This window comes from Magnetospira thiophila (assembly GCF_054657015.1).
Genome location: NZ_BAAHXF010000001.1, coordinates 1,637,868 through 1,653,045, shown reverse-complemented (window position 1 = coordinate 1,653,045; position 15,178 = coordinate 1,637,868). Strand labels below are relative to the sequence as shown.

The window sequence follows — 15,178 nt, the reverse complement described above, 5'->3', positions numbered from 1 at the left end:
GGAACTGATGCCGGAAAGCGAGCGGAATGTACCAAGCTGACTTATTTCTGTAAACGCCCTTCCGACCCGGATGGGAATTGTTGTTGCATTCGACTCCAGCGGATCAGCAATTCCACCACACCATCGGCCGCGCCGTTGGCCGCCCCGACCGCCGTCGCGCCCCAGCGATCATAAAGGATGGCCGCCCGAATCTGATTTTTTTGGTCAATGGTGCCCAAGGGCCGCCCCTCGGAGTCGAACACCCGCCAGGAAATGCCAACCGTCGGATTGGCCCCGCCGCCCGGTTCCACCGAAACAGTCGCCTCGACCACATGCGTCGCCTGCTGCGGATCGGTGGTGACATTCACCCCGGTCCGCGCCAGGGTGTTTTCCAGGGCCAGGGCCAGGGCGTCGCCGCCGTCACCCGGCGCGCCCTCCACCGGTCCGACAAAAACCACGGGCCCCCGAGTCGCCACGGGCCGCCGCGACGACTCCTGCGGCTCCGGCTGCGGCACATCGGCAATGGTCGGCGGCAGCGGTGCCGGGTCGACCGGCGGCGCGGCCTCCACCGGCGGCACCGGCGGCACCCAGGGCAGCGGCAGTTTCGGCAACAACAGTTCGACCGAGGAAACCCGCTTGATCTTGCCGTGCACCGGGGTCACCGGGACGAACACATCGACCATCCCGCTCACCCCGCCCAGGGAGCGGCGTTCGGCGGGGGATCGCGGCAGGCCGACCACCCGGGGGGCCGCATCATCAATCAGCGCCAGCAGCACCCGGGGGTCCGCGTTGTACCACTGCGCGGTCGAGCCGCCCAGACGCTGACGCAGCAACGCCAGACCAATTCCGCGCTGATTCTCCAACATCCAATCAAGGACCGCCGCATAGGGGCCGCTGGTCACCTCCGGGTCGGTGACCACCCGACCGCGCAAGACCAGATCATGGGCCTGCGCCGGGTCACGGGTTATTTGCCATCCCCGTTCCTGCAAGGCGGTGGCGAGACCGCCGATCAGCAGGCCGCGCACCGCCACGGGTGCACCTTCCAGGGGCGGCAGGTAGCAGGTCGGCGGCCCGACCGGGGCGGGCGGAGTCGCTGCTCCCTGCGGGGCGCAGGCCGCCACCGCAAGCAACAATAATAAGCTGGGGATCGCCCGCCACATCACAGCATCGCCGTACAGGCCACCATCAGGCCGATCACCGAAATGCTCAGGAGAAAATAGATGTGCGGCATTTCGAGCTAGGGCTCCAGATAAATGGCGGAGAGTTGGCGACCATAGTCCGGCTCGCCCTTGTGGGTGGTGCGCCGGTAGCTGAAAAAACGGTCGGGCTCGGCATAGGTGTCGCAGGGGGTGCCAATGATATTGCGCAGCCCGGCCCGTTGCAGACGCATCATCACGCAGGCGGCCAGATCGAACATGTGATGCCCGGGCTTGCGCGACGGCAACAGGTAGTTCTCATTGTGCTTGTCGATGCTCAACAGGGCTTCCACCATGTCCGGCCCCACTTCGTAGGAGCGTTGCTGGATGCAGGGTCCGACAGCGGCGACGATATTGGACGGCTTGGCCCCCCGCTCGACCATCGCCTTGACCGTTGCGCCAATCACCCCATCCACCGCGCCGCGCCATCCGGCATGGGCGGCGGCGACCACCCGCGCCTGCCCATCGGCCAGCAGCACCGGCGCGCAATCGGCAGTGAGGATTCCCAGCACCACGCCAACCTGGCTCGTCACCATGGCATCGGCCTCGGGCGGATCACCGGTCCAGGGACCGTCCACCGCCACCACCCGGGCCGAATGCACCTGATGGACGGTCACCAGGGCGTCCGCCGGTCGGTCGATCCATTGCATGGCCCGGGCCCGGTTGGCCATCACCCGCTTGCTGTCGTCCCGGGAGCCCGGACCGCAATTCAACGAGGCGTAAATGCCCTCGCTCAGGCCGCCCTGGCGGGTGAAAAAGGCATGGCGGACGCGCGAGACCGCGTTCAGTGAGGCGACGGTCAGAATCATGATGCTTCAAACCCCGGCGGACAGGCCATTCCCGGTGCGACCACGGCCAGAGCCTTGAACAGCAGCCCCATTTCATCGGGATGCACCAGACGATGATGGGCCGTCATGATTTCCCGGCGCTGCGCCTCGTTGGCCTTGTCCAGCAGGGCCTGGGCGCGCATCTCAATGCCCAGGGCCATCAGGAAATGTCCCTGAGCGATGGGGCCGAAGCAGCGCCCGCCGCCCATCTCGGCGGCGTCGGCCAGGGCCTCGAAATCCACATGGGCGGTCAGATCGACGTCCCCCGGCTGACCCAGCACATCGGCATATTCCTGCCCGCGCACCGCCTGCAAGGTATCCCCATAGCCGCTTTCGCCGTGCCCGTAATCAATGATTAGCGCAGCGCCGCCCTGGGCGGCCAGCCGCTCGCCGATGGTCTTGACCAGGTTCAGGCTCTCGGGGCTCATTTCCTGAATGCTGCCCTCCGGGGCCGGGCCGAGGCGGGCGGTTTCCTCACGCGCCAGGGTAAAACAGAATCCCCCCGCCGGATCGACCGTCACCAGTCGCTCGAACCAGCCCTCGTCGGTGCGCTCGAACTGACGAATCGGCAGGGCATCGAAAAATTCATTGGCGAACAGAATCATCGGCCCTTCCGGCACCTCGGCGAAGGTTTCGCTCCAGGTCGGCGCATGGGGCAGATCGAGACGTCCCAGGGTTTCTTTCTGCACCGCCGTCAGGGTCGGGCTGATCTCCACCAAATGCGGCCGCACCGCCTTTTGGAACGCCGGCACCGCCCGCGCCGCCCGCAAGGCATCGGCCATCAAGGTGCCGCGCCCCGGCCCCAATTCCACCAGATTCACAGTTTCAGGCATGCCCATGGATTGCCAGGCGACAGCACACCACAGGCCGATCAGCTCGCCGAACATCTGCGAGATTTCCGGAGCGGTGATGAAATCGCCCGCCGTGCCGAACGGGTCGCGGGTCATGTAGTAGCCGCCCCGGTGATGGGTCAGGGCAATGCCCATATATTCGGCCACGGTCAGCGGTCCGTCCTCGGCAATGCGCTCTTGGAGAAGGGTACTGATTTCACTCATTGCGGACTCCCTGTGACAGGTTGGGCGCGCCAGACAAGATACAGGCCCAGCAGCAGCATGGGAATGGACAGCAACTGCCCCATGGTGAGGACATCCCACAGCAGACCGACCTGGGGATCGAACTGGCGCACCATTTCGACGGCCATGCGCGACAGCGCATAGCCGATCAGAAACACGCCGGTCGTCCGTCCGGAATGGTGCCGCCAGAGGGTCGAGCGGGCCACCAGATTGACGATGACGAACAGCACCAACCCCTCCAGCGCCGCTTCGTAGAGTTGGCTGGGATGGCGCGGCAACGGCCCGCCGCGCGGAAAGACCATGGCCCAGGGTACATCGGTCACCCGGCCCCACAACTCGCCATTGATGAAATTGGCCAGCCGACCAAAGAACAGCCCGATCGGGGTGACGCAGGCCACCACGTCGGTGAACGCCAGAAACGACAGTCCCCGATTGCGGGTGAACAGCCACATGGCCAGGGTGACCCCCGCCAGCCCGCCATGAAACGACATGCCGCCGTGCCAGACCTGGAGGATCTGCAACGGGTTCTCCATATAATAGGAGAGATTGTAGAACAGCACGAAGCCGATCCGGCCGCCGAGAATCACCCCCAGCGTGGCCCAGGTCATGAAATCATCCGCCGCCACCGGATCGAGATGCAGCGGCGACCGCCTGCCGAGGCGGCGGATCAGCGCCCAGCCGCCGAGCAGCCCGGCGATATAGGCCAGGGCATACCAGCGCAGGACCAGCGGGCCGATTTCCACCAGCACCGGATCAATCTGCGGATAAGGGATGACGAGACTCATGCGGCGTTTCGGTCCTCAGCGGTAGGGGTCGTCCGTGTCCAGATAAAGTTGGACATAGTTTGTCACGCCCTCTTCCAGGGACGTGAACGGGCGGTCGTACCCGGCGGCCCGCAGGCGGCTCATATTGGCCTCGGTGAAATACTGGTACTTGTCGCGGATGGACTCCGGCGTCGGCACATAGGTCAGATCCGGCTCCTGGCCGAGCGCCCGGTATACTGCGGCGGCCAAATCCTTGAACGGGCGCGCGGTGCCGGTGCCCACGTTGAACAGGCCGCTGACATGGGGATTGTCGAGCAGCCAGAGCACCACATCGACACAGTCCTCGACCCACACGAAATCACGCATCTGGCCGCCATCCTCGTAGTCCGGATGATGGGACTGGAACAAAGGCGCCGAAAGTCCCGCCTTGGCCTTGGGGTAGACGTGGGCAACGACGCTCTGCTGACCGCCCTTGTGATATTCATTGGGGCCATAGACGTTGAAGAATTTCAGCCCGGCCCATTGCGGTGGAATCGGATCGCCATCGAGAATCTGGCGAACCGCCGCACGGTCGAACAAATGCTTGCTCCAGCCGTAGGGATTCATGGGCCGCAGGCGGGCCAGATGCTCCGGCGCGGAGTCGTCGAGGAATCCATTGGCCCCATCGCCATAGGTCGCCGCCGAGGAGGCATATATAAAGCGTACCCGATGCAGGGTGCACCAGTGCCACAGATCCATGGTCAGGCGGAAGTTATTCTCGAACACCTTATCGGCATCGAATTCCGTGGTCGAGGAGATGGCCCCCATATGGATGACCGCCTCGATTTCCACCGACTTGCCTTCGAGGAACTCGAACAGGCGCTCCGGATGCACCACATCCTCCAGTTCGCGCTTCGCCAGATTGCGCCATTTGTCGTTGGAGCGCAGGCGGTCGCAGACCACAAGCGCAGAGGTCCCACGCTCTTCCAGGGCTGCAATGATATTGGACCCGATGAATCCGGCACCGCCGGTGACCACGATCATGGGACACCTCTTATGTATATGGCTAAGGGCTTATATAAGTACCGGGTGTTTTATAGGCTTCTAGAACCGTCGCGACAAGGGGCCGCGCACCCGGTTGCGCCGACCGGCGCTCCGGGGCATAATGCGCCCCACACGCGACCCTTGGAGAATTCCCATGCAGACCCGAAACCCCTTGTTCGATGACATGGCGCGACTGGCCAATGGAGCCATGAGCACCCTGACCGGCATAAAGGACGAGGTGGACACCATGATCCGTCAGCGTCTGGCGGACCTGCTCTCGGGCATGGATCTGGTGACCCGCGAGGAATTCGAGGCCGTGCAGGCCATGGCCGCCAAGGCGCGGATGGCCAACGAGGATTTGGAAAAACGCCTCGCCGCCCTGGAGGCCGCCGCCCCGGCGAAACCGACGACCGGCAAGAAATCTGCGGCAAAGGACGCCGACTGAACAGGCATTAGACACCGGAAATTTGTATATTTTTCGGCTTTGTCCCCATAAATCCTTATAATTTAGCGAACCTGTCACAATCAGGCCCTTGCACCGGGACTCGGCTTCTGGCAGGCTACCTCTTGTGTTGGGAATGCGACGTTTCCACTACATTTCGCTAACCCCCCAAGATCTAGCGGTTAGCGCCATGAACGGAGAGGAAATCGCATTTCCACCTGCGACGGGTCTCTCTAAACCGCCATAGGAGGTGGATCGCAACCATGTTGAGTTTGCAATCGAACACAAGTCCGGTCACCAATCCCATCGACACCGTGGAACAAGTGATCAGTTCCTACGATTGGTCTTTCGATCGTCGGAACGATGAGGAAATGGCGGTGCAGGTCCCCGGGCAGTGGTGCGACTACAGCCTATTCTTCGCCTGGTGCGAGGAGGTCAACGCCCTGCATTTCACCTGCGCTTTCGACATGCGGGTTCCGGCCAAGCGCCGCCAGGAAGTGCACGACCTGCTGGCCACCATGAACGAGAAAATGTGGCTCGGTCATTTCGGCATCTGGGATGACGAAGGACTGCCCATGTTCCGCCACGCGGTTTTGCTGCGCGGGGCCGATGGGGTCAGTCAGGGGCAGATGGAAGATCTGGTGGATATCGCCATCGCCGAGTGCGAGCGTTTTTATCCGGCCTTTCAATATGTCATCTGGGGCGGCAAGTCGGCCCCCGACGCCATTGCGGCGGCGATGATCGAGACCGTCGGCGAGGCCTGAACCGTCATGCCTCGCTTTGAGACTCCGCCACTGCTTCTGGTCGGTGGCGGCAAGATGGGCTCTGCCCTGCTGGCCGGTTGGTTATCCCGCGGACTGGCCCCGGAACGGGTGCGGGTCATTGAACCACACGCGGAATCGGCGGCCCGGGTTCGCGATGGCTTGGGCGTCACCGTCCATGCCACCGTTGCCGAGCTGTCCGGAGAGTTCGACCCTGGCCTGATTACCCTGGCGGTCAAACCGCAAGTCATGGCCGAGGCGCTTTCCGCTTACCGACCGTTTGTCGGGACGGTGGTTTTTCTGTCCATTGCCGCCGGTAAGACCATCGGCTTTTTCAATGCCAAACTGGGAGCCGACGCGGCCATCGTGCGGGCCATGCCGAACACCCCGGCCGCCGTCGGGCGCGGGGTGTCCGCCCTGTGCGCCAATCCCCGTGTCGATGCCCAGGGCAGGGCGTTGTGCGAGCAGCTTTTGGCGGCGGTCGGCGAGACGGTTTGGTTGACCGACGAGTCACAAATGGATGCCGTCACCGCCCTGTCCGGCTCCGGTCCGGCCTACGTCTTTCTGCTCGCCGAGGCGATGACCCGGGCCGGGGTGCGGGCCGGGCTGCCGGAAGCCACCGCCGAATTGCTGGCCCGGGCCACGGTGTCGGGGGCCGGAGAACTGCTTCGCCAATCCCCCGACAGTGCCAGCCAATTGCGGCTCAATGTCACCTCCCCCGGCGGCACCACGGCGGCGGCCCTGGAAGTCCTGATGGCCGAGGGCGGATTGCCGACCCTGATGCGCGAGGCGGTGGCGGCGGCGGTCCAGCGCGGTCGAGAATTGGCCGGCTGAACCTTGACCTTGCGCCATGGTGATAACACATTTTCCGGGTAAGACCGACACAGGCTCACGTTACTTTGGAGGTCCGCTATGCCCCGCCCATCTGATTCCCCCGACAAGTTGATCGACGACGCCCTCGCGCTCGCCGCCCGCGACGGCTGGAGCGCGGTGAGCTTTCATGCCCTGGCCAGTTCCAGCGGCCGCACATTGGCTCAGATTCGAGAGCACTTCGCCAGCCGCGAAGATCTGCTGCGCACCTTTGTCCGCCGCACGGATCGCCGGGTTCTGGCTCAAGGCAACGGCGAAGGCGAAACGGTTCATGACCGTTTGTTCGATATCCTGATGCGTCGTTTCGAGGTTCTGACTGCGCACAAGGAGGGCCTACGCGCCGTGCTGCGCGATCTGGGTCGTGATCCTTTGTCTTCCCTGCTGCTTGCCCCCACTTTTGCCCAATCCATGGGCTGGATGCTGGAGGCCGCCGGGCTGTCCTCCCAGGGCTGGAAGGGACGACTGCGCACCAAGGCGCTCTGCGCCCTGTGGCTGTCGACCGCCCGGGTCTGGCTGAACGACGACAGCGCCGATCAATCGGCCACCCTGGCGGCACTGGATCGAAACCTTCAGCGGCTCGATGTTTTGGCGAGTTGGTGTCCATGGGAAAACAACGGCGCGCCGTCCGGGGATCTATCCCGGGAAGTGCCGACCTGAACCAGCGCTCCCCGGGCGCAGCATTTTTTTGTGCGCTGCAACATTTGCATTGACTCCGGGGATGGAGTTGCGCATACTTTTGCAAAATTGTGCACTGCAAACCTTTCCCGTATTTGCAGTTAACGGCCGGAGGATGAGGCGATGACGGACAAGACAAACCCTTTTTTCAATTTTGACATGACCAAGATGATGGCGGAATTCGATCCCACCAAAATGATGGGCAATTTCTCCAAGAATTTTGGCGACATGAAGATTCCTGGCTTGGATCCGCAGGCCATGATGGAAGCCCAACGCAAGAACATCGAAGCCCTGACCAATGCCAACAAGGTGGCCTTGGAAGGGATGCAGGCCATTGTGCGTCGGCAGGCCGAGATCCTGCAACAGACCATGGAAGAAGTGTCGGCCACCATTTCCCAAATGGCTGCGGGAGGCACTCCTCAGGAAGCCGCCGCCAAACAGATTGAGCAGGTCAAGGCGGCCTTCGAGAAGGCTCTTGGCAATGCGCGTGAATTGGCCGAAATGTCTGCCAAATCCAATTCGGAAGCCGCGGCGGCGATCAACAAGCGCTTCACCGAAAGCATGGACGAAATTCGCCAGACTCTGTTGGCGATCAAAAAGTAATCGCTGTTTTTGAACGGCATGTGGCGACAAGGGGGTGCTTCCGGTGCCCCCTTTTCCTTTCGGCTACAGCGGCAGCCTCAACTTTGCCCGCAATCCGCCCTGAGGGGATTGGCCGAGGTCCACGTCGCCCCCATGCGCCCGCATCACGTCGCGGGTGATGGTCAACCCCAACCCCACACCCCCGGTGCCCGGATTGCGGGACGAGTCGATGCGGAAAAACGGTCGGAAAACATCCTCCCTTTTATCTTCCGCAATGCCTGGCCCGTCGTCATCGACGACGATCTCCACCGCCTTGCCGCGCAGTCCGGCCCGCACGAAAACATGAGTGCCATAGCGTCCGGCATTTTCCACCAGATTGGTCACCGCCCGGCGAAAGGCATGGGGTCGTAACGGCACGGTCAGGGTTTCTTCCACATGCAGGTCGACGGATAATCCCTTGCGTCGGGCGCGTCCGACCACCTCTTCAAGCAGGTCGCCCAGGTTGGTCGGGGTCGGTGCCTCCCGTCCCTCGCCCCGGGCGAAGGCCAGATAGCCTTCCAGCATATGCTCCATCTCGGCGACGTCTTCTTCCAGTTCGCGCACGCCTTCCGTGGACTCGAGCATCGCCAGTTGCAGGCGCATCCGGGTCAGCGGGGTGCGCAGGTCATGGGACACCCCGGACAGCATGTCGGTTCGCTGGGCGATCTGCCGTTGAATGCGATCCCGCATGCGCAGGAAGGCGGTCGCCGCCTGACGCACCTCCAACGCCCCCTCGGGCTTGAAGGAGGGCACATCGCGGGCCTTGCCGAAGGCGTCGGCGGCACGGGCCAGACGCCGGATGGGGCGCACCTGATTGCGCATGAAGATCACCGCCACGCCAAACAGCAACAGCGACAATCCCGCCGACCAAAGCACGAAGACATAGGTCGTCGAACTGAACAGCCGTTTGGTCGGAACCAGCACCCGAAGCACCCCGTCAGACAGCTGAACGGTCACGATGACCTGACGGTCCAAGCTGTGGGAATCCACTTGGGCCGGGCGGGGCAGATACTCCCGCAGGGCCCGCCGCAGGGTCCGGTCAAGAATGCTGTCATCGCTCACCTCCGGCACGTTGGGCAGGATTTCTCCGGCCAGCAACGATACCTGCAACTGCATATGATCCTCGGCGATGGCGAATAGATTCTCGATCGCCTGACCGTCCGGGGCCTGATCCATCAACCGGATGATCGACGCGATTTCCCCCGCCGCGCCGCGCGCCAGGCGCAGCGACACGGTCTCCCAATGGGTGTCGAAGAAAATGAAGGCCGACACCATCTGCACCAGCAAAATGGGCGTGACGATGATCATCAGGGAGCGGCCCAGCAGGCTACGCGGCAGAATCTGTTTGACGGAGATTTTCATCTCAGTCCGGTCGCAGGACGTAGCCCTGTCCGCGTACCGTTTGCAGGTAGCGGGGGGCGCGACTGTCCGGTTCGATCTTGCGGCGCAGGCGGGTCACTTGAACATCCACACTCCGTTCGCCGCCCGCCGCGCCGCTGAGCCGGGTTAGGTCCTCGCGGGAAAAGACCTCGCCCGGTCGCGCCGCCAGGACACGCAGCAACTGGGCCTCGAAAGTCGTCAGACGGATCGGTTCGCCATTGCAACTGAGCTCCTCTCGGGCCGGATCGAAATGGATGGCCCCGAACCGCACCGGGTCACCCTGCGCGGCGTTCCTGGGGGCCGTGCGGCGCAGGATGCTATGGATGCGCAACAGCAGTTCCCGCGGATCGAACGGCTTGCTGAGATAATCGTCGGCGCCGGCTTCCAGGCCGTTAATCCGGTCCTCCGGCTCATCCATGGCGGTGAGCAGAAGCACCGGCACATCCAGACTGCGGCGCAAATCGGCGACCAGTTGCAGGCCGGTTTCCCCAGGCATCATCACATCGAGAACAATCAAGTCGAAGGCCATGGAGGCCAAACGGGTGCGGGCATCGGCGGCATCCTCGGCCGCACTGACCATAAAACCGTGATCGCCCAGATAGCGCTTCAGCAAGTCGCGCAGCCGGGTATCGTCATCGACCACCAGAATATGAGGCAGCTCATCCATGGCTCGAACTATAGCCCAAGGGAAGCGGACTGCCTATGGTCAACCGTCCATCGGCGGACGGTCGGGCTCCTCGATCATCTGACGCAGCACACGGCGGAATCCCTCCGCCGCGCCGGACCCGGACTCCCGGTAGGCGCGGGCGATGCGGGCACATTGCACGGCGGCCAGACGCTGTTCGAGGGCCTGGCCCTTGGGCGTGAGAGAGAGCAACCGCTGACGCCGGTCGTGGGGTCCCGGCTCCTGTCGGACATAGCCTTCGCGGACCAGTTGCCCCAGCACCCGGGCCAGGCTTTGCTTGGTGATCTTGAGGATTTCCAGCAGGTCGCTGACGGTGCTGTGGGGGCGGGCCGCGATGAAATACAAGGCCCGGTGATGGGCCCGCCCGAAACCGAACTGAGCGAGCAGCGCATCGGCCTCACCGGTGAAATCCCGATAGGCGAAAAACAGGAGTTCCATGGCGCGGCGCAGTTCCGGCTCACTCTCGACGTCGAAGCTATCCAAATCCCCGGAAATCCCATGCCATTTTGTGGGGCCTGCCGTGCAGGAGAATTATGTCAGTGTTATTGACATATTACCCGACCAATGGTACCCAGAGCAACATCCTTTCGACAATAACCCTCTATTCGGATCATTGTTTCATGGCGGACATCATTCCCTTCGACGATCGCGACGGTCAGATCTGGTATGACGGCAAGCTCGTTCCCTGGCGCGAGAGCACCTTGCACGTGCTGACTCACGGGCTGCATTACGGGTCCTGCGTGTTCGAGGGGGAACGATCCTACGGCGGCCAGATCTTCAAGCTGCGCGAGCATACGGAACGGCTGATCGAGTCCGGGCGCATTCTGGGTTTCAAAATTCCCTATAGCGCCGACGAGATTGATGCCGCCTGCATCGCCACCTGCAAGGCCAACAACATCGTTGACGGCTACATCCGCCCGGTCGCCTGGCGGGGCAGCGAGATGATGGCCGTCTCGGCACAGAAAACCAAGATCCATCTGGCCATTGCCACCTGGCCCTGGCCGTCCTATTTCAGCCCCGAACTGCGCGAGAAAGGCATCAGCCTGAAAACCTCGCCCTGGCGGCGGCCGCCGCCGGAATGCGCCCCGGTGCATGCCAAGGCGGCGGGCCTGTACATGATCGCCACCCTGTCCAAGCACGACGCGGAATCCGCTGGTTATACCGATGCGCTGCTGCTCGACTGGCGGGGCCAGGTTTCCGAAGCCACCGGGGCCAATATCTTTCTGGTCATGGGGGACGGCAAACTGCATACCCCGATCCCCGACTGTTTTCTCGACGGCATCACCCGGCGCACGGTCATCGGACTGGCCAAGGCGCGGGGCTACGAGGTCATCGAGCGGGCCATCATGCCCGACGAGTTGACCCAGGCCACCGAGATCTTTCTCACTGGTTCGGCGGCAGAAGTCACCCCGGTCGGCAAGATCAACGACCTGACCTTCACCCCCGGACAGATCACCCGCAACCTGATCGAGGATTATGAGCGGGCAGTGGGCAAAATTCGTTAAGCGCCTATCCGGCCGATGAGCGGCAGCTTGAGGGCCGGGGCCAGGGGATCGAGCCCGAACACCAACCCGAGCAGGTTGATCTCCAGCCCTTCCTCACGCCCCAAGGTCAGGCCGGCGAGCCCGAACACCGAAAACTGTCGGCCACTGCCACTCGGGCTGACGGCGCTGAAAGCGCCGTTCGGGAGGTAGTCCTTGCCGATGGCCGTTGGCGGTAGATCCAGTTTCAGTTCCGGCACATGGCGACCGATCCAGGCGGTGAAGGTGTTGGAATTGGGACCCGGCCAGATGGTGTATTCTGTATCGTACGGATAAGAACGCGCGGCGGCATCGACCCGTCGGATGGCGTCCTCGACGCCCGGGCCGCGCAATTCGGCAATCAATTCAGGATCGGCCCCGAACCACCGCCCATCAGCCGGACGCTGGGATACCGAAACTCCGGACAACCCTTGGCGCACCCGCCATCCGGTCACTTCGTAGACGGTGAACGCCGGGGCATGGGCCGGTTTGGTGGCGACCCAGGTATGAACGGCGAACCAGCCGCGCCAGCTCCAGGCCCGGGCCGCATAGACCTGCACCAGAGGCTCGGGCACCAGCGCCGGGTCCGGCGCGATGCCGGTGGAATCGCGGCTCGCCGTGCGCCAATCGCCGGGCGCGCAGGCAGCCAAGATGCCGAACATCAAGGACAGGAAAAATCCGCGCCGGACCATCTACAGCCCCTCGGGCCGACCGACCACGACGAAGGTCAGCCGTTGCGGATCGAGCAGTTGGCGCGCCAGACGGGCCACGTCCTCGGGGGTGACGGCATTGATATAGTCCTCGCGTCGGTCCAAATAATCCTGCCCCAGATTATGGATCTGCATGGCGACCAGGGTACTCGCCAGGGCCCCGCCGGAAGTGAAGCGCAAGGGATAGGAGCCGGTCAGATAGGTCTTGGCATCGGCCACTTCCTCTGGACTCGGGCCGCTTTCGCGCAGGATCGTCCATTGATCGCGCACGATTTTGACCGTCTCGGCAGCTCTGGCATTGGCCGTCCCTGCCTGCCCCATGTAGATCGCCGCGTGATCCATCGGCCACAAATAGGTGCCGACCGAATAGGCCAAACCTCGCTTCTCCCGGACCTCATCATACAAGCGCGAAGAAAAGCTGCCGCCCCCCAGAATGTAATCGAGTACCTGGGCAACATAGAAATCCGGGCTCTCCCGGAGCAGTCCAGCCTGGGCAAATAAGATGACGCTCTGTTGAAGATTTCGATCAATGACCGTCATCTTACCGGTCAACTGGGGCATCACATCGGGGACTGCGGCATCCAACGCGGCGGCCGGAAGTTTTCCGAACGCACGGTCAAGAAATTGTTTGGCCCGCTCCGGCGTGATGTCGCCGAACAACCCTACGACCAGCTTATCCCGCGCCAGTCGCCGCTCGACGAAGTCCCGGAAGTCCGCCCGAGTAAGGCCGGAAATACTGTCCGTCGTCCCACGGCTCTCGCGACCGTAGGGATGGTTGGGAAACAACAGCCCCAGGAGCTGCCGGGAGGCGATGTCGTCGGCATCCTCCGCCGACCGGCGACGCTCGGCCAGGATCTGCGCCCGCATCCGTTCCACCGGATCGGTATCGAAGCGCGGCGCACTCAGAGCCAACCCGAGCAAATGTTCCGCCTGATCCAGATTGCGGGTCAGGGTTTTCAGGCTGCCGGTAAACCCATCGCGCCCGGCGGCAAAAGACAGATCAATGGACAGATCTTCCAATTGCCGTTGAAAGGCTTGCGAGTTCAGATCCCCTGCCCCTTCGTCGAGCAAGGTCGAGACCATATGGGCCAGCCCTTCCTTGCCCATAGGATCAAGCGCCGCACCGCCGCGAAAGGAGAAGGAAACATGCAAGACCGGCTGACTGTGATCTTCGATCAACCAGGCTTTCAGACCCTGCCCGCCGACCACCTGTTGCACCTGGGGGGCCGCCGCGACTGGGATGCTGAACAACGCGAAACAGAGCAGAAGCACGATGCGGGTCACGTCAAATCTTTCCATCTTTGTCTTCCGGCAACAAGACCGAGGTGACATGGCCGGAGGAAGTGAAGATCTCCCGGGCCGCCGTCTCCACATCCTGACGGGTGACGGCGGCAATCCGGTCGGGCCAGCTTTCCACATCGGCGATGGACTGACCGGTGGTCAGGGCAACACCGAACATATGGGCCGCCGTGCTCAAAGATTCACGAGCATAGATCGCCGAGTCCAGAAGCCGCTGTTTGGCGCGGGCGACTTCCTCTTCGGTCACGCCCTGATCAAGCAATTTGGCAATCTGCGCCATCACCGCCTTTTCCAGCACGTCGATTTCGACGCCCTCCGCCGGGGCGGCATGAAGATCGAAGCTGGTGCGATTCAGGGCATCGCCGTCATAGGAGCTGCCGACGCTGGTCGCCAGCTTGGCCTCCACCACCAAGGCCCGATACAGCCGACTGGTCGCGCCGCCACTGAGCAGTTCATCAAGCACGCTCAGCGCATGGGTCCGGGTGACGTCGCCCTGGGCAAAGGACGGCGCGGGATAGGCCCGGCCCCAGGCTGGCTGTCCCACATGGGCATCATGCAGAGTCACCCGGCGTTCGGCGGCGAGCAGCGGCGACGGCGGACGAACCCTCTCGGGCGGGGGGGCGGCACAGCTTTTCGGGCCGTAATATTTTTCGGCCAGCGGGCGCACCTCGTCCAGGGTCACATCCCCGGCGATCACCAGAATGGCATTGGCCGGACAGTACCAGCGCCGGTAATGGCTCATGATGTCATCCAGGGTCAGGCCCTTGATCTCCTCTTCCCAGCCGATAATCGGCTGACCGTAGGGATGGTTGACATATTCCGCCACGCCCACCGCTTCCCGCAGTTGGGCGGCCGGATTGTTGCCGATGCGCATGCGGCGCTCTTCCAGCACCACCTGACGTTCCGGTTCAATGACCGGCTCCGTGAGGATCAGCCCGCCCATGCGGTCGGCTTCCATCTGCATCATCAGCCCCAGCCGATCACGGGCCACGGTCTGGTAATAGGCGGTGTAGTCGTAGGAGGTGAAAGCGTTTTCCTGACCGCCGTTGCGGGCGACGATCTGCGACATCTCGTTTGGTCCGTAATGTTCGGAGCCCTTGAACATCAGATGTTCGAGCAGATGTGAGAGGCCGCCCTTGCCCATCGGTTCGTCGGCCCGCCCGACCCGGTACCAGACCATATGGGTGACCACTGGCGCCCGATGATTGGACACCACGACGATCTGCAAACCGTTGTCGAGGGTCGCCGTCTGTGGATCGAAGATCCCGGCCTGGGCGATGGAACCGCCCAGCAGCAGGAAAAGCGCAACGCGGAACAAGAAGAGTTTCATGGCACCATCAAACCGTTATCGCT

17 protein-coding genes are annotated in these 15,178 nt (G+C 63.0%); 6 read left to right on the top strand and 11 right to left on the bottom strand.

The genetic code is table 11. The annotated features are described in order from the left end of the window. Positions 1-41 precede the first annotated feature (41 nt). From ACYQ1P_RS07995 to rfaD, 5 genes are all read right to left on the bottom strand, one after another. A complete protein-coding gene (locus tag ACYQ1P_RS07995; RefSeq protein WP_460019817.1) occupies positions 42-1,139 on the bottom strand; it encodes a hypothetical protein in 1,098 nt (365 codons plus the stop codon). A 77-nt stretch (positions 1,140-1,216) separates the two neighbouring features. After that, a complete protein-coding gene (gene pgeF, locus ACYQ1P_RS07990) occupies positions 1,217-1,984 on the bottom strand; it encodes a peptidoglycan editing factor PgeF (protein WP_460019816.1) in 768 nt (255 codons plus the stop codon). Next, positions 1,981-3,057: a class I SAM-dependent methyltransferase gene (locus ACYQ1P_RS07985; RefSeq protein WP_460019815.1), complete on the bottom strand. Its 1,077-nt coding sequence runs from the start codon at positions 3,055-3,057 to the stop codon at positions 1,981-1,983. Before ACYQ1P_RS07985 ends, pgeF begins: the two co-directional genes overlap by 4 nt. Beyond that, a complete protein-coding gene (lgt, locus tag ACYQ1P_RS07980; protein ID WP_460019814.1) occupies positions 3,054-3,860 on the bottom strand; it encodes a prolipoprotein diacylglyceryl transferase in 807 nt (268 codons plus the stop codon). The genes ACYQ1P_RS07985 and lgt overlap by 4 nt, the downstream gene beginning before the upstream one ends. A 15-nt stretch (positions 3,861-3,875) precedes the next feature. Then, complete coding sequence (gene rfaD / locus ACYQ1P_RS07975) at positions 3,876-4,862, bottom strand: ADP-glyceromanno-heptose 6-epimerase (protein ID WP_460019813.1); 987 nt, start codon at positions 4,860-4,862, stop codon at positions 3,876-3,878. Positions 4,863-5,016: 154 nt separating this feature from the next. On the opposite strand from rfaD, the gene ACYQ1P_RS07970 reads away from it, so the two are divergent. From ACYQ1P_RS07970 to ACYQ1P_RS07950, 5 genes are all read left to right on the top strand, one after another. Beyond that, on the top strand, positions 5,017-5,307 hold the full coding sequence (locus tag ACYQ1P_RS07970; protein WP_460019812.1) for an accessory factor UbiK family protein: 291 nt from the start codon (positions 5,017-5,019) through the stop codon (positions 5,305-5,307). A gap of 260 nt (positions 5,308-5,567) precedes the next feature. Then, positions 5,568-6,068 (top strand): type III secretion system chaperone family protein, encoded by a 501-nt coding sequence (locus tag ACYQ1P_RS07965; RefSeq protein ID WP_460019811.1) that lies wholly within the window; start codon positions 5,568-5,570, stop codon positions 6,066-6,068. 6 nt (positions 6,069-6,074) lie between these two features. Then, positions 6,075-6,899 (top strand): pyrroline-5-carboxylate reductase, encoded by an 825-nt coding sequence (proC, locus tag ACYQ1P_RS07960; protein ID WP_460019810.1) that lies wholly within the window; start codon positions 6,075-6,077, stop codon positions 6,897-6,899. Between the two features lie 78 nt (positions 6,900-6,977). Continuing rightward, positions 6,978-7,592: a hypothetical protein gene (locus tag ACYQ1P_RS07955; protein WP_460019809.1), complete on the top strand. Its 615-nt coding sequence runs from the start codon at positions 6,978-6,980 to the stop codon at positions 7,590-7,592. Between the two features lie 141 nt (positions 7,593-7,733). Further along, complete coding sequence (locus tag ACYQ1P_RS07950; protein ID WP_460019808.1) at positions 7,734-8,213, top strand: phasin family protein; 480 nt, start codon at positions 7,734-7,736, stop codon at positions 8,211-8,213. Between the two features lie 63 nt (positions 8,214-8,276). Here the strand turns inward: ACYQ1P_RS07950 and ACYQ1P_RS07945 are convergent, their stop codons facing one another. The 3 genes from ACYQ1P_RS07945 to ACYQ1P_RS07935 are packed head-to-tail and all read right to left on the bottom strand — an operon-like array spanning position 8,277 to position 10,734. After that, entirely contained in the window at positions 8,277-9,593 is a 1,317-nt protein-coding gene (locus ACYQ1P_RS07945; RefSeq protein ID WP_460019807.1) for an ATP-binding protein, read from the bottom strand. Between the two features lies 1 nt (position 9,594). Beyond that, a complete protein-coding gene (locus ACYQ1P_RS07940) occupies positions 9,595-10,278 on the bottom strand; it encodes a response regulator (protein ID WP_460019806.1) in 684 nt (227 codons plus the stop codon). A gap of 39 nt (positions 10,279-10,317) precedes the next feature. Then, positions 10,318-10,734: a MarR family winged helix-turn-helix transcriptional regulator gene (locus ACYQ1P_RS07935; RefSeq protein WP_460020146.1), complete on the bottom strand. Its 417-nt coding sequence runs from the start codon at positions 10,732-10,734 to the stop codon at positions 10,318-10,320. Between the two features lie 182 nt (positions 10,735-10,916). Between ACYQ1P_RS07935 and ACYQ1P_RS07930 the strand changes: the two genes are divergently transcribed. After that, positions 10,917-11,801 (top strand): branched-chain amino acid aminotransferase, encoded by an 885-nt coding sequence (locus tag ACYQ1P_RS07930; RefSeq protein ID WP_460019805.1) that lies wholly within the window; start codon positions 10,917-10,919, stop codon positions 11,799-11,801. On the opposite strand, the gene ACYQ1P_RS07925 is transcribed toward ACYQ1P_RS07930, so the two are convergent. The 3 genes from ACYQ1P_RS07925 to ACYQ1P_RS07915 are packed head-to-tail and all read right to left on the bottom strand — an operon-like array spanning position 11,798 to position 15,155. After that, positions 11,798-12,508: a DUF3750 domain-containing protein gene (locus ACYQ1P_RS07925; protein WP_460019804.1), complete on the bottom strand. Its 711-nt coding sequence runs from the start codon at positions 12,506-12,508 to the stop codon at positions 11,798-11,800. The two genes, ACYQ1P_RS07930 and ACYQ1P_RS07925, sit on opposite strands and share 4 nt — an antisense overlap. Next, positions 12,509-13,825, bottom strand: a complete 1,317-nt coding sequence (locus tag ACYQ1P_RS07920) for a M16 family metallopeptidase (RefSeq protein WP_460019803.1) — start codon at positions 13,823-13,825, stop codon at positions 12,509-12,511. Further along, positions 13,812-15,155 (bottom strand): M16 family metallopeptidase, encoded by a 1,344-nt coding sequence (locus tag ACYQ1P_RS07915; RefSeq protein WP_460019802.1) that lies wholly within the window; start codon positions 15,153-15,155, stop codon positions 13,812-13,814. The genes ACYQ1P_RS07920 and ACYQ1P_RS07915 overlap by 14 nt, the downstream gene beginning before the upstream one ends. Positions 15,156-15,178 lie beyond the last annotated feature (23 nt).

Bases quoted from the DNA above. Each gene is read 5' to 3' on its own strand.
- ACYQ1P_RS07935 (WP_460020146.1), bottom strand. From the start codon at position 10,734: ATGGAACTCCTGTTTTTCGCCTATCGGGATTTCACCGGTGAGGCCGAT.
- ACYQ1P_RS07970 (WP_460019812.1), top strand. From the start codon at position 5,017: ATGCAGACCCGAAACCCCTTGTTCGATGACATGGCGCGACTGGCCAAT.
- ACYQ1P_RS07985 (WP_460019815.1), bottom strand. From the start codon at position 3,057: ATGAGTGAAATCAGTACCCTTCTCCAAGAGCGCATTGCCGAGGACGGA.
- ACYQ1P_RS07995 (WP_460019817.1), bottom strand. From the start codon at position 1,139: ATGTGGCGGGCGATCCCCAGCTTATTATTGTTGCTTGCGGTGGCGGCC.
- ACYQ1P_RS07915 (WP_460019802.1), bottom strand. From the start codon at position 15,155: ATGAAACTCTTCTTGTTCCGCGTTGCGCTTTTCCTGCTGCTGGGCGGT.
- ACYQ1P_RS07920 (WP_460019803.1), bottom strand. From the start codon at position 13,825: ATGGAAAGATTTGACGTGACCCGCATCGTGCTTCTGCTCTGTTTCGCG.
- ACYQ1P_RS07940 (WP_460019806.1), bottom strand. From the start codon at position 10,278: ATGGATGAGCTGCCTCATATTCTGGTGGTCGATGACGATACCCGGCTG.
- ACYQ1P_RS07945 (WP_460019807.1), bottom strand. From the start codon at position 9,593: ATGAAAATCTCCGTCAAACAGATTCTGCCGCGTAGCCTGCTGGGCCGC.
- ACYQ1P_RS07925 (WP_460019804.1), bottom strand. From the start codon at position 12,508: ATGGTCCGGCGCGGATTTTTCCTGTCCTTGATGTTCGGCATCTTGGCT.
- ACYQ1P_RS07930 (WP_460019805.1), top strand. From the start codon at position 10,917: ATGGCGGACATCATTCCCTTCGACGATCGCGACGGTCAGATCTGGTAT.
- ACYQ1P_RS07965 (WP_460019811.1), top strand. From the start codon at position 5,568: ATGTTGAGTTTGCAATCGAACACAAGTCCGGTCACCAATCCCATCGAC.
- ACYQ1P_RS07950 (WP_460019808.1), top strand. From the start codon at position 7,734: ATGACGGACAAGACAAACCCTTTTTTCAATTTTGACATGACCAAGATG.
- pgeF (WP_460019816.1), bottom strand. From the start codon at position 1,984: ATGATTCTGACCGTCGCCTCACTGAACGCGGTCTCGCGCGTCCGCCAT.
- ACYQ1P_RS07955 (WP_460019809.1), top strand. From the start codon at position 6,978: ATGCCCCGCCCATCTGATTCCCCCGACAAGTTGATCGACGACGCCCTC.
- proC (WP_460019810.1), top strand. From the start codon at position 6,075: ATGCCTCGCTTTGAGACTCCGCCACTGCTTCTGGTCGGTGGCGGCAAG.
- rfaD (WP_460019813.1), bottom strand. From the start codon at position 4,862: ATGATCGTGGTCACCGGCGGTGCCGGATTCATCGGGTCCAATATCATT.
- lgt (WP_460019814.1), bottom strand. From the start codon at position 3,860: ATGAGTCTCGTCATCCCTTATCCGCAGATTGATCCGGTGCTGGTGGAA.